This is a genomic window from Brachybacterium sp. UMB0905, from assembly GCF_002871795.1.
Lineage (GTDB): Bacteria > Actinomycetota > Actinomycetes > Actinomycetales > Dermabacteraceae > Brachybacterium.
In genome coordinates this window covers 1-12,349 of sequence record NZ_PNHL01000027.1, presented here as the reverse complement: position 1 = coordinate 12,349, position 12,349 = coordinate 1, and the positions used below count along the sequence as shown (strand labels likewise).

The window sequence follows — 12,349 nt, the reverse complement described above, 5'->3', positions numbered from 1 at the left end:
CGACCCCGCCGCCGACTGGGCTATCTCACGCCCACCGAGGCATTCGCTCGACTGCTCGCCGGCGAGCCCCATGTTGCTTCGACGCCTTGACATCGCCCCCGTCGCCAGATGGAAAGCACACCCCTACGGATGGGTCCACCGTACCGGGACTTCGAGCTACTCGCCACGGCTAGCTGCCGCACGGTGCCCGGGCAACGTGATTCGTGTGCACCCGGTGGCAAGCGCTAGGTCCATCAGTGATCCGATCCAGGCAGCTACGGTTTCTGACGCACCTTCTGTCGTTTGGGCACCTTGACTACCGGAACCACGCCGCGACGCCGCCGAAGCAGGTTCTCGTCCTTCTTGTTCTCGCGAACCTCCAGTCGGCTTAGGATCCGAGTCTGAGTGTCAGGCGTCCAGTAGACCTCGAGATGCTTTCGAGCCCGGGTAATCGCTGTATAGAAGATGCTGTGCGAGATGTTCTCTTCGTTGGCTTCCGTGATAACAACCTTCACCGAGTCAAACTCGAGACCCTGCGCCTTGTGGATCGAGACCGCGTAGGCAATCTGGAATGGCACGATGGTCGTCGTCGAGTCATCGTCCTCGTCCGTGTCTGGGCGCTCGATGACGTCGAACTGAACCACGGAGTCTTCAACGACGCGGAGGTTCAAGAGCATCGCCTCCATCGCTGTCACCTCACGCTCGAGCCCAAGGTCGACGTCGAAGGTGATCTTCCCGGGCACCTGGCTAATCCCAACAATATTGCCCTTCATGTTGTTGAAGATCAGCGGGCGGAAGCGATCCGCCTCATTGAAGAGCACCGGATCGCCAACCTTGTAAACAGCCTCACCCCAGACGTGGGCCGGGCTCGGGTTGCTCGCCTGAAGGAAGCGGTTAACGTTATTGATCCCGTACAATCCGTCGTAGTTGAGACAGAGCACGATCTCGTCGGCACCGTGTCGTGCGAAGAGCGACTCCCCTAGTTCTTTGGAGTACTCATTTTTCGACAGTGACTCTTCGATCCGGTCGTCAAGGTCACGCACGCGATCCCAGAGGGTCAGGAGCTCCTCGTCGGTCGTACGGAACGGGTGTGTCAATTCGTGTACTGACTCTGGTGGGATGTACGAGCGAATTGCGCCAAACCAGTTCCCGAACTCGATGGACTCGATCTGGTAGACATCACCCACCAGCACCAGCAGATCGAATTCGGTGTTGGCGAGCACCTCGAGGAATGCAGCGTTGCTGACCGTACTGCATTCATCGATGATGACGATATCGAAATGACCCGATGTGTCCCAGTCGCCCCGCACATGCTTCGAGATTGTGCTGAAGTGTTTGTTGGGAGCGTCGACGCGGCGCTTCAGGTTATCGACGGCCGGGTTGGTGTGTGCCAGGAAGAGCTTCCGCTCACTCTCGAAGTAGTTCGCGATGTGGTTGACCATCGTGGACTTGCCGGTGCCTGCGGCTCCGTAGATGAGGGCCACCTTCGAGTGGGAGAAGAGCTTCCGCAGGGCATCGGCCTTGATCTCATCGTCAACTTTCTGCGGGTCACCGTCCGGAAGTTTCGCGTTTTCGTCAAGCCATGCGGCGACGTCGTCCGCGTAGTCCTCGATGCCATTCGAGGCGATCTTCTGGAGCTGCTCGATGATCTCTACGGTGCCGTCCTCGTACCCGACGATGAACACGTGGCCGTTGGCGCGTTGGAGTTTGCGTGGGGCGTGCCGTGGTGTCGGTGGAAGAGCGGCGTTGTGGCGCCTGATCAGGTCGTCGATGTCCCCGAGGTCTTCGAGGTCGCCTTCGGGTGTGTAGATCATGCCGTGCTGCTCGACGTTGACGCGTACCCGTCGCGCAAGTAGCTCGTGCTTCCTGTTCGAAGAATCGATGCTAGCCGCGAGGTCAGCAAACCTCGGGTTGTGTTTCCGGGGCGACGTACAGTACGGCATCGTGTCGAACGGACGGCAGCCGCTTGAGACATTCAGGTTCGAGAGCCACCCGCACTGATTAACGTCGTACTGTGCCTTCAGGATTTGGTTGTTCATCCGGAGCATCAGGTAGCGCAAGAGTCGGGTGCCTGGACGGTTGTGCCCGATGATCGCCCTCGCCGCGTCCAGTGCAGGAAAGATTAGAGGCGTTCGCTGAGCGTTCGTGAGGACCCATGTCTTCACCTGGTTGTACACCTCGTCTGACGAGTCAAGGAGGTCGAGCAGACTGTGACGTGTCAGCGTTAGGTACCGCATCAGATTGCGGTACTCGACGTGTCCCGACTGCACCGTGGTCTGCTGTCCGAGGAGTCGAGCGAAGTTGTCGAACTCGCACGGTCGGATGGACACCGACCAGTCGCGCACGATGATGATCGGCATCGTCTGACCGAGCACGTCGATTGAGTCGTTCGCAAGCTCGAGTTGTGCAGCGTAGTAGTCGCTCACATCAATGTCGGTGAAGCCGATGATCCGATCAAACTTGCTCGTCCGGTTGTGGGCCAGGCTGAAGGTGACCTCGTAGTAGATTCGGTTGCCAATGAAGAACGGTCGAGAGCTGTTGATGTAGTAACGCTCGGTCTTGCCGGTCAGCAAGTCGTGTTTCGATGCCTCAATCCGGCCAGCAATCTTCTCGTAATACGCGCGGAGTGCCGGATCCTCGTGAAGCGGAAACTGCTCGAGATTCCGGAGGATGTCCAGGCCGAGGTGCTGCTTCGCGAGGTCGCGTGTGCGTAGCAGGTACTCGTAGTATTTGAGCATCAGGCGCTCTGAGGGGTCCCGGTCGAGTGTGTAGTGCGAGACACTGATCTGGAGCAGGCTGTGGAAGCGCGTCAACAGTCGATAGCGGGCATCACCGTTCACTGCGTCCCGAGCAGCATCAAACTCCGTCTGGTAGTTGTACGTCACCGTCCGATCTGGGACGTGCGCATAGACGACCAAGCCCTCGACCAGATGGCGCAAGTATTGCAGCAGGTTCTGTGACAAGAATCCACGGTCGGTCGTGATTGCCGAGATGTTCTGGTCGATCGCGTTGCTCGAGTCCAGAACCTGCTGTTCTACCGTTGCCATGCTGAGCGACCTTCCGATAGGGACTGGGGCACTAGCTTGCTGAGCGATCGCGATCGCTTCCAGCCAGCGGGGCGTGACCTCACTTGACGGCCTCCTCCAGAGCCAAGATATGACGTGCAACTGCTGTCGGGTCGCGACTCTCCGCCGCGACCACGTCGATCTCTCCTGTGTAGGCATCGTTGCGGCCGCAAGCGGCAAGCTCCCTGGAACCGCCGAATCGCCATAAGCCTATGATCGCGCCTGTGCCGCGAGGATGCCTCGCGGCACGCGGATGTGACCAGGTGATCGGGTTCATGTGCTCGCCCCACGCCTCTGGGACGACATGCGGACGAGGCACCACGGAGCTTCCTGCACGGCATGGGTCATGCGGAACGGCCGCCATGACGTACTATTCCTGCTGACCTTGGATCCTGTGACTTCGAGTCGAGCCAGCGAAGCTATCGCCAGGTGGAGCCTTGCGCCGTCTTCACCTGAATCTCGACCACCCGACCGTTATCCGGGTCGGCGGGGATGGGACTGCCTTCACACTGTCCGCACCAGCGTGAGCTACTTCGGGCCAGCTCCGCCGCAACGTGATGCTCCCCGATGGACTTGCCCTGCCGCCACAGCTTCGAGGCTACCGAGGAGCTCGGATAGCAGAATGGACGTATGGCGATGCCCGAGACCGACCTGCTGCGCATCGGCCGCTGGTGCCGTGAACGCGTGCCCGAGCACCTGTGGGATCAAGTGCGGGTAGAAGCCGAGATTGCCGACCGGCACGTCACGATCATCGAGACGAGGCCGCCCTGGGACGGGCAGGGAGACTGGACACGGTTCCCGGTCGCGCGCCTGCGCTATACCGTCAAGACTGGGCAGTGGAGCATCTACTGGCGCGACCGGTACATGAAGTTCCACGAGTACACCCGCAAGCGTCCGACGAAGAACGTCCAGTCACTGCTCGACTACATCGGCAGCCACCAGGATCCAATCTTCTGGGGGTGAGAGCCCAAGCGGGTCATGTCACCAAGCACCGGGACTCTTCCAACGCAACGTCAACGGCGGTATCTTGTGGGTAGGCGGCCTCCACCTGCGTGACCCACCGCCGGACGTGGTGGGACGACGGGTCTGTCCGGTAAACGGTGTGTGGGATCCGGCGGTTTTCATTCGTGGGTGGTTTTCTCGAACCGTCCGGCGAAGGTGATCGCGAACGCGTTCAGCGCGGGCTTCCACCTCATCACCCAGCGTGCCCGGCCCCCACCTGTGGGGTCAAGCGATCGCGTGACGAGATACAGGCACTTGATCGCGGCGGCCTCATTCGGGAAGTGCCCGCGCGCCCGGACGGCCCGCCTGTACCGGGCGTTGATCGACTCGATCGCGTTGGTGGTGCAGATCACCCGCCGGATCTCGACGTCGTACTCGAGGAACGGCACGAACTCCGCCCAGGAACTGCGCCAGAGATGCACGATCGCCGGGTACCTCTCGCCCCACTCGGCGGCGAACTCCTCGAACCGATCCTTTGCCGCTTGCTCCGACGGGGCCGTGTAGACAGGTTTGAGGGAACGGACGATCGCGTCGCGGTGTTGCCGCCCGGCGTAGCGGAAGCTGTTGCGGATCAGGTGGACGATGCACTGCTGGACCACCGTTTGCTCCCAAGTCGTGTTGATCGCCTCCGGGAGACCCTTCAGCCCGTCACAGACCGCGATGAGCACGTCCTCGACGCCCCGGTTCTTCAGCTCGGTGAACACCTGCAGCCAGAACCTCGCACCCTCCTGACCATCACCGGCCCAGATGCCGAGGATGTCGCGTTCCCCGTTCACGGTGACGCCCATCACGACATAGAACGGGGTGTTCCTCACCTGCCCGTCACGGACCTTCACGACGATCGCGTCGACGAAGATCACCGGGTAGAGCGGATCCAGCGGCCTGCTCGACCATTCGGCGAGTTCCCCGGTGACCTTCTCGGTGATCCGGCTGATCGTGTCCTTGGAGACCTTCGCCCCATAGACCTCGTCGAAGTGCGCGGCGATCTCACCCGTGGTCAGCCCCCGCGCGGTCAACGAGAGCACGATCTGATCGACCCCGTCCAGCCGGCGCTTCCTCTTCGGGACGATCACCGGTTCGAACGAGCCGTCACGGTCTCTGGGCACCTCGATCTCGACGGGCCCGATCTCGGTGAGCACCGTCTTGACCCGCGTCCCGTTACGCATGTTCTCGCCGATTGGGGTCCCGCCGTGCTCGTGGCCGAGGTGCTCGGTCAACTCGGCATTCAGCGCGGTCTCGAGGACGTTCTTCGTGAGCTGGCTGAGCAGGCCGCCCGGCCCCGTCAAGCTCACGCCCTGCTCCTTCGCCTGCGCGAGCAAGCGTTCTGCGAGTTCCTTCTGATCGATGATCTCCCCGGTCACGGGATCAATCATCTCGTCGTCAACAACGACAGTGGTCGTGTCAGCCACGGCCATCTCCTTTCGGATCAGGCCGGACCCTCACACACCATTAGTCAGACAGTCCCGGGACGACCAGCTGGCTTCGGCCGGAGCGGTCCTTCTCGATTCCTTGTCGCCGGAGACGAGGAGAGGACTGTGCTCATGTTTCGCCTGATCTGGATCGTCAGCATCCACACGCGTGACTTCCTGCGCCGCTACATGCCGACCAACATCGTGTTGGACAAGCTCCGCAGGCGACGCGGGCTGAAGTGGGGCGTCCCGGCGATGATGCTGGCCATCCCGTACCTCGGGGTCGCGAACATCCTGACGATTCTCATCGACCGCGGTGCGCCGGGGTGGTTCCACCTGCTGGTGCTGCTGTCCATTTGGAACGCGTTCAAGTTCCTAGTGATGGGCCCGGTAAGCGTGGTGTTGTTGGTGCGAGCCCGCGCTGCTGAGCGTCGCGAGCGGCGCTTGCCGTCGCGTTCACCAGCACCGACGGCCTGACCGCCTCGCGAGGCTCGCGGGCTGCGTTGGCGCACCTTCTCGGCGAAGTCCGGTCGAGGAGGAGCCGTCATGTCTGGTGTTGCTGGTCTTGGTGTTGATGAACGTCGTGCCCGGGTGGTGCTGTCGTTGTTGGCCGAGCCCGACGATGCAACGACTGGTCGTCTGCTACAGCAGCGGGGTGCTGTCGAGACTCTGAGGCTGCTCGACAGTGATGCCGCAGTTCCGGGTCTGAGCCGGGTGGATGCACAGGTGTGGCGTGACCGGCTCTCTCCACAGGAGGTCGAGCGGCTCAGTGAGCGGTTGCGGACGGTCGAGAACGGGGGCTTCGCCACGTTGATTGCGGGTGACGTGGAGTGGCCGCGGGCTTTGGATGATCTTGGGGAGCGTGCCCCGTATGTTCTGTTCGTGCGTGGCGCGACGTCGTTCCTCGCGCGCCCGTTGGAGGACCTGGTCACCGTGACCGGTTCTCGTGCGTCCACGTCTTATGGTGAGCGGGTCGCCAGCGAGTTGGCTGGTGATCTGGCGAGTCGGGAGCGCCTGTTGGTCGCTGGTGGTGCTTTTGGGGTCGAGGGTGCAGTGCATCGTGGAGCGTTGGCTGCTGGTGGTGACACGATCGCGGTGCTGGCCGGAGGCGTGGACCGGCTCTACCCTCGCGGGCATCACGACCTGCTGAACCAGGTCGCTGATGTCGGTGCCCTGGTGAGCGAGCTGCCTCCCGGGGCTGTGCCGACGCGGCATCGCTTCCTAGCTCGCAATCGGCTGCTTGCTGCCTTGTCTGGCACAACGGTGATCGTCGAAGCGGCCGCACGATCAGGAGCCTTGGGCGTGGCCCGAGAAGCGCATCGCTTGGGTCGTGATGTCGCAGCGGTGCCCGGGCCGGTTACGAGCGTGTCGAGTATTGGCACCCACGAGCTTCTCCGCGCAGGAACTGCCCGGCTGGTGGCCTCGGCGAACGACGTCGAGCACCTTCCGCCTCAGCATCTCCAGGAACGGGCGGAACTGTCTGCCGATTTCCAACGGCGCAACGCACCGGTATCCGAGTCGCCCGGCCGCTCGATGTAGTGCCGACGCGTAGCGACATCGACCAGGCGCCCCGGCCTCGAACCCCCGAGAACATGAGGGCCATCAACAAGCCCCCTCCGCGGGCCCGCGCCACGGCCACAGCTACGGGCAGATATTCCTGGGCGTTCACACGTCAGTAGCGCCGACGGCAGCGTGTATCGCCGCGTCAGCGGCGTCCCAGTCTCCTGTGACGAGCCCGTAGTGCAGTGCCCCGCGGTACCGGATCATCAGCATTTTCATCCGCGAAGCAGCCTCGTGCGCATCAAGGCCGCGGGTCTGTAGATGACTGGTGATCGCGTCGGTCCACTCGTGGTCGAGTTCGTGGAGCATGGTTCCGTACGTGTCGGGGTCGCGGATGGCTAGGGCGGCGAGTTCGAAGTACAGCGCGAGGAAGGGCCGCGCTTGCTCCTGCTTCTGCTCCTCCCACATGCACCTGACCACATCACCAAGGGTCACGGCGCCCGGACTGGGCTGTTGGTCTGGAGCAAGTGCCTTCGCGAGTGTGGGTTGCTGGTGGCGGAGGTGCCGGATGGCCTGGGTGATCAGCTTTTCCTTGCTGCCGAAGTGATACAGCAGCGTTCGCGGCGAGACTCCCAACTCCGCAGCGAGTGGCCGCAGGGTGACACCGGCGATACCGCGCGCCTGCAGCACCTGAGCTGAGGCGTCAAGCAGGTCACTGGTGCGCTGAGGGTTCTTTGGGCGAGCCACACCCTATTCTTACCACAGTCGTTTCAGTAATATGGTCGCATGCCGCCTACCGCTCCTCCCCCACTGCTCAGCCGGCGCGACGTGCTCGTTGCCGTTGGGTATGGCGTCGTGATCTGGGTGATCGCCACCGGGCTGCTTGTCACGGCAGGTACAGTCCTCGTCCCTGACGCCGGGGCCTGGAGTGGCGTACCGGTGATCATCGTGTTCGGTCTGCTCGCTCTCGGTGTCGCCATGGTCGGCTACCTGTTGTTCCGTAAGCGCCGCGATGATTCGTTGATGCTCCGGCTGCTGTTCGGTACCACGATCTCAGCAACCGGGCTCCTACTGGATGCCATCGTGTACGGAGCCGCCGCCGGTCAGTACCCGACGCTTTCAGGGAACCAGCAAGGCCCGGTCGCGTTTTTCCTCGTCCTCGCCTACGGCCTCCTCCTGATCGCACCCCACCTCTGCGCGCAACGTGCCCCAGACGCCCGCTAGACCAATTGGCGAGACGCCTGCGGTGCGGGGCGCCGGCGCTCGTCGTGGATGGTCGGGCGGGCCAGCGTTCGTAGTGCTGTTTCGGCTCGGGCGCGGTCGATCTTCTGCGCCGTGCCTTCCGGTTGGGCGCCGAGCGGGGCCGGGTCGGTGATCTGGTACCGGTCCCGGTAGGCGGCTACAACCAGGGCGCGGCGTCGCCATTGCCGCCGTTCCCGCCCGCCGGCGGGTATCGGACCGAGTGCTGTGGTCCAGGGTTCTTGCGTGTGGAGGGCGGTGTCAAGGACGGCTTCTGCTCGGGTTTCGATGAGGTGGCGGCGCTCGGTCAGGGCTTGTTGCATGTCGGGGGTCATGGGGCCGGTGGCTTCGGGAATCAGGCCGGCGATGAGACGCGGGGCCTGGCGGGTGCGGCCGGATCCGGCGGGTCGGGTGGTGGCGTTGGCGAGGCGGTGGTGGATGACGGAGGCGATGTCGTCGGCGTCGGCGAACCTGCGCGCCTTGATGAGGCGTGGCAGGAGGGTGTCGACGTTGTGGTGGTTGGCTTCCGCCCGGCGCAGTTCCGCAGTCAGGGCGCCGAAAGCGTCGGAGTCGATGACGGCTTGCGCTTGATCGGTAGTGAGGCCGCTGGTGGTGACGAGGGTGGTCCAGCGGTCGTGTTGGGCTGCGGCGGCGATGGTTTCGTATTCGGCGGCGAGTTGGGCGATCGAGCCCCACCGGTCCTGCTCGGCGGTGATGGTCTCGTGCGCCGACAGCTCAGCACCGCTGTGTTGGAGCACGCCGTAGAGGACCGTGCGGGCGGTGGCGTCGGGATTGTCGCCCGGATGCGCCGTGGCGTGATCGTCAGGGCGGTCGAGGATGACGTAGGCCTGATTCGATTCCCGTCCGCGCGTCATCGCGACATACAGGTTCTCCCTGGTGGTGGTGGGTTCGACGAGGACGTGGGCGGTGTCGGTGGTGAGGCCTTGGGCGCGGTGGGCGGTGACGGCGTAGCCGAGGTCGACGTGCTCGGCCACGTAGTCGGCGGGCACGACGATGCTGTTGCCGAACCGGGCCCCGGGTGGGCGGATCGTGACCGAACCATCGCCGCGCACGGCGGCGATGGTCCAGGTTTGGCCGTTGCGGATCCAGCCGTGCCGGTTCCGTAGCCGCCGGTCGTTGTGGCGGGTGATGATCGTGTCCCCCACGCCCGCCATGGACCCGTCGGACAGGGTGATTTCGGGGCCGGGCTTCAGTGTGCCGTCCAGGATGAGGTCGGCGCGGGCGCGGACGTTGAGGGCGGTGACGTTCTCGCGGGTTTCGGCGATCAGCACCGACACCAACCCCTGCTGCCGGTCGTGGCGCCAGGCGGTGTAGGCGGCATCGGCCATGGCCTCGGCGTCGCCGTCGTGGATGCGATGGTGGTCGAGGTAGGTGTCGATGACCGGGGTGCGGCCGTGCCGCAACTCCAGGGACGCGGTCTTCTCCCAAGCGTGGGTGAAGCGGTGGACATCGACCAGCTCGGGAGCATCGTCGCGGTCGTGGATCAACAGACTGAACGCACCACCAGCGTCCACGGACTGGAGCTGGGCATAGTCACCGACCAACAGCACCTTCGCCCCCGCCTCCTCAGCTGCCTGCGTGATCCGGTCCAAGGACAGGGTGCCGGCGAGGGAGGATTCGTCGATGATGACCAGCTGCCCGGCCTTGAAGCTGGCGCCGGTGTGTTGGTGGGTGGTCCACCACTTCGCCGTGTTCTCCGTGGCGATCCCCAGATCATCGGCCAGCACCTGCGCCGCCACCGCCGACGGCGCCAGCCCCACCACCGACCCAGCACCATGCGAGGCCTCCCACGCCCGGCGCAAGGCGTTCATCGCGGTCGTCTTCCCGGCCCCCGCCGGCCCCACCAACACATCCACCACCCGGCCCGACACCGCGACCGACGCCAAAGCTGACGCCTGGTCGGGACCGAGCACCCGCCCCTCGGCATCGGGCTTGCTCGTGATGGTCTCGACGGTGGCGAGGTCGATGCTCGGGCCGGTGGTGGTGCGGGCCCGTTGCAGGAGGCGGTCCTCTGCCGCGAGGAGGGTGTCGGAGGAGAACTCGGTCGAGTGCTTGGGCCGAAACACCGAGGTGCCATCGGGACGGCGGAACTCCACCGGACTGGTCACGAGCTCGGGTGGGGTCAGGCGCAGGGACGCCTGTTCGGCGGCGTCAGCAACCATGGCGGTGATGACTTCGCGGTCCTCGACGGTGGCGAACCGCCACCCCATCGTCTGGCGCGCGGCTTCGGCCATCAGGTTCCAGCGCCGCCACGTCGAACGCTTCTCACCAACCACCTCAACCACCGACCGCCCCACCTGCCCGATCAGATCCAACGGCACATCATCAGCCCGCAACAGCAACTGCCGCTCCCCCGCCGTGACGCTCCGCGCCCACGCGGTGGCATCCGTGCCGAGCTGCTGACTGGCGCGGGTGCGCCACTCGGCTGTTAGCTCCGCCAAGGATCGGACCTGCTTCTCTGGGCGGGTCGCGAGCGTGGCCTGGGCGCGCAGTTTCATGATGGTCGCCGGCGACGGGCGTTTGCCGTGCTGGGTCACGTAGTCAGCAATCAGCGCGTCGGTCGCCTCGTTGATGTGCCGGGAGCGGGTCGAGAACTCCGCCACCAGTTCCTCGGGGACGTCGGTGATCGCCCATGACGGGTTCCGGTCACGGCCCATCTCCCGCGGCTCCCAGCTCACGCCGAACGTGCGGGTCATGTGATCGGCGAACACGGCCTCGTGCAGCTCCGACAACGCGACCACCGCGGCATGCATCGGACGCCCATCCAGACTCCGCCACTTCCCATCCAACACCGTGCGGGCCTTGTTGCTGATCACCACATGCGTATGCAAGTGCGGGTCCCCGGCGCGGGAATCGAAGTGATCAAACGCCGTCGCGATCAAACCGGTGACGTCGACCTGTGCAACCGCGCCATCCCCAGCAGTTGCACCCGTGCGGGTGGCTGCAACCTCGCGCTCCATGAACGCAACCACCGCCGCAACCGCCTCATGATGGGCTTGCGCAATCAACGCCTGCGTCCCCGCGTCCGCAACCGCCCACAACACCGACGCCGACTTCGGCACACTGAACGTGAAATCAAACCCCGCCACCGCACGCCGCGACCCCCGCGCAGCCTCCTCCGCCTCAATCTGCGCAACGACCCGCCCCCGCTCCACCGCCCCCAGGGCAGGGTCCAGCTGCGCGACACGGTCCGCGACCCGCTCCGCCCTCGAGCTGTACACCGGATACGCCCGCCCCAACGGCACACCAGTAATCGGATCCCGCCCCATCCCCACCAGCAACTGAAGCTGCGCCTCCGACACCTGCGCACCAGGGGCAAGTTCACCATGCCCCAGGCCGGTGACGCCGGAACCGAGCCAACGCCCCGGCGGGGTGCCAGCCTCGGCGTAGTAACGGGTCAATGGAGTCGACAGCGACCGGTCACCATCACCAGCCGCCACAGTGCGCAGCAGATATTTGTAACCATCACCAGCCGACATCACCCGCATCGACACCGTCACGCCGAACCACCCCTCTCGCGGAAAGGTGCTCGCGTCCTGGATGTGAGAGAGGGGGTGGCCGTTGCGGCCACCCCCTCGGCGGCGTCGCCGCCAACCTCCTGGATCTTTTCGCACTCTGGAGGTTTTGCCGTCCGCCGAAGTCTCGGGAACGCCACCCCGTTGCCAGGATGGAATGCGCCACGTGGCTACGCCGCGATGCGCTTCTCGCTTCTCAGGGTTCCAGCCGTGAGGTTATCCACGGACCTACGGCCCCTCCACGAGCGTTTTACGACTCCCACCTGCCGCAGGCGTCGTCCAGCAGAGAAAGCGTCGGCATGCCGACCACCTCCTTTTGGGTGCGACGTTCAGTACGTCGCACAGTCAGAGTACCGGCCCGGCGATCTAAGCAAACCTCGATCTGCAAGAGGCGTGGCGTCTCTGTCGAGGTCTCTCACGGAGTGAGTCTCGATGTTGCCGAGGCTCTGCGACCGTGGGTAGCTCGGGATTCGTTCTTGCCAGCATCGATATGGATTTCCGCGTCTTTGAGCAGAGAGGGGATATTGAGACGCTTACCGGCAGTGGGTGGTGTCATAGCGTCGAAGCAACACCCCCGGTCGGCGGGGGTCTGATCGGTGGAGTGTGCGGATGGCGCGGG

The 12,349-nt window shown here is 64.4% G+C and carries 8 protein-coding genes; 4 read left to right on the top strand and 4 right to left on the bottom strand.

Features of this window, described 5'->3' with window-relative positions:
* Window positions 1–254: 254 nt before the first annotated feature.
* Complete coding sequence (locus tag CJ197_RS14425) at window positions 255–3,026, bottom strand: ATP-dependent RecD-like DNA helicase (protein ID WP_102237428.1); 2,772 nt, start codon at window positions 3,024–3,026, stop codon at window positions 255–257.
* A 648-nt stretch (window positions 3,027–3,674) separates the two neighbouring features.
* Here CJ197_RS14425 and CJ197_RS14420 point away from each other — a divergent pair.
* The gene (locus CJ197_RS14420; protein WP_102237427.1) at window positions 3,675–4,007 is read left to right on the top strand and encodes a DUF3024 domain-containing protein; all 333 of its coding nucleotides are present in this window, start codon (window positions 3,675–3,677) and stop codon (window positions 4,005–4,007) included.
* 158 nt (window positions 4,008–4,165) lie between these two features.
* Here the strand turns inward: CJ197_RS14420 and CJ197_RS14415 are convergent, their stop codons facing one another.
* Window positions 4,166–5,419 (bottom strand): IS256 family transposase, encoded by a 1,254-nt coding sequence (locus tag CJ197_RS14415; RefSeq protein WP_233191010.1) that lies wholly within the window; start codon window positions 5,417–5,419, stop codon window positions 4,166–4,168.
* A gap of 168 nt (window positions 5,420–5,587) precedes the next feature.
* Here CJ197_RS14415 and CJ197_RS14410 point away from each other — a divergent pair, with 168 nt between their 5' ends.
* Together CJ197_RS14410 and CJ197_RS14405 are read left to right on the top strand one after the other, a co-directional pair.
* Window positions 5,588–5,932, top strand: a complete 345-nt coding sequence (locus tag CJ197_RS14410; RefSeq protein ID WP_102237430.1) for a sulfate permease — start codon at window positions 5,588–5,590, stop codon at window positions 5,930–5,932.
* A gap of 69 nt (window positions 5,933–6,001) precedes the next feature.
* The gene (locus CJ197_RS14405; protein ID WP_102237425.1) at window positions 6,002–6,994 is read left to right on the top strand and encodes a DNA-processing protein DprA; all 993 of its coding nucleotides are present in this window, start codon (window positions 6,002–6,004) and stop codon (window positions 6,992–6,994) included.
* Window positions 6,995–7,120: 126 nt separating this feature from the next.
* On the opposite strand, the gene CJ197_RS14400 is transcribed toward CJ197_RS14405, so the two are convergent.
* The gene (locus tag CJ197_RS14400; RefSeq protein WP_102237424.1) at window positions 7,121–7,702 is read right to left on the bottom strand and encodes a TetR/AcrR family transcriptional regulator; all 582 of its coding nucleotides are present in this window, start codon (window positions 7,700–7,702) and stop codon (window positions 7,121–7,123) included.
* 39 nt (window positions 7,703–7,741) lie between these two features.
* Here CJ197_RS14400 and CJ197_RS14395 point away from each other — a divergent pair, with 39 nt between their 5' ends.
* A complete protein-coding gene (locus tag CJ197_RS14395; protein ID WP_146007793.1) occupies window positions 7,742–8,179 on the top strand; it encodes a hypothetical protein in 438 nt (145 codons plus the stop codon).
* On the opposite strand, the gene mobF is transcribed toward CJ197_RS14395, so the two are convergent.
* On the bottom strand, window positions 8,176–11,703 hold the full coding sequence (gene mobF / locus CJ197_RS14390; RefSeq protein ID WP_102237429.1) for a MobF family relaxase: 3,528 nt from the start codon (window positions 11,701–11,703) through the stop codon (window positions 8,176–8,178). The genes CJ197_RS14395 and mobF overlap by 4 nt on opposite strands.
* Between the last annotated feature and the right edge of the window lie 646 nt (window positions 11,704–12,349).

Coding starts and splice junctions, on each gene's coding strand:
- CJ197_RS14425 (WP_102237428.1), bottom strand. CDS start 3,026: ATGGCAACGGTAGAACAGCAGGTTCTGGACTCGAGCAACGCGATCGAC.
- CJ197_RS14420 (WP_102237427.1), top strand. CDS start 3,675: ATGGCGATGCCCGAGACCGACCTGCTGCGCATCGGCCGCTGGTGCCGT.
- CJ197_RS14415 (WP_233191010.1), bottom strand. CDS start 5,419: ATGATTGATCCCGTGACCGGGGAGATCATCGATCAGAAGGAACTCGCA.
- CJ197_RS14410 (WP_102237430.1), top strand. CDS start 5,588: ATGTTTCGCCTGATCTGGATCGTCAGCATCCACACGCGTGACTTCCTG.
- CJ197_RS14405 (WP_102237425.1), top strand. CDS start 6,002: ATGTCTGGTGTTGCTGGTCTTGGTGTTGATGAACGTCGTGCCCGGGTG.
- CJ197_RS14395 (WP_146007793.1), top strand. CDS start 7,742: ATGCCGCCTACCGCTCCTCCCCCACTGCTCAGCCGGCGCGACGTGCTC.
- mobF (WP_102237429.1), bottom strand. CDS start 11,703: ATGCGGGTGATGTCGGCTGGTGATGGTTACAAATATCTGCTGCGCACT.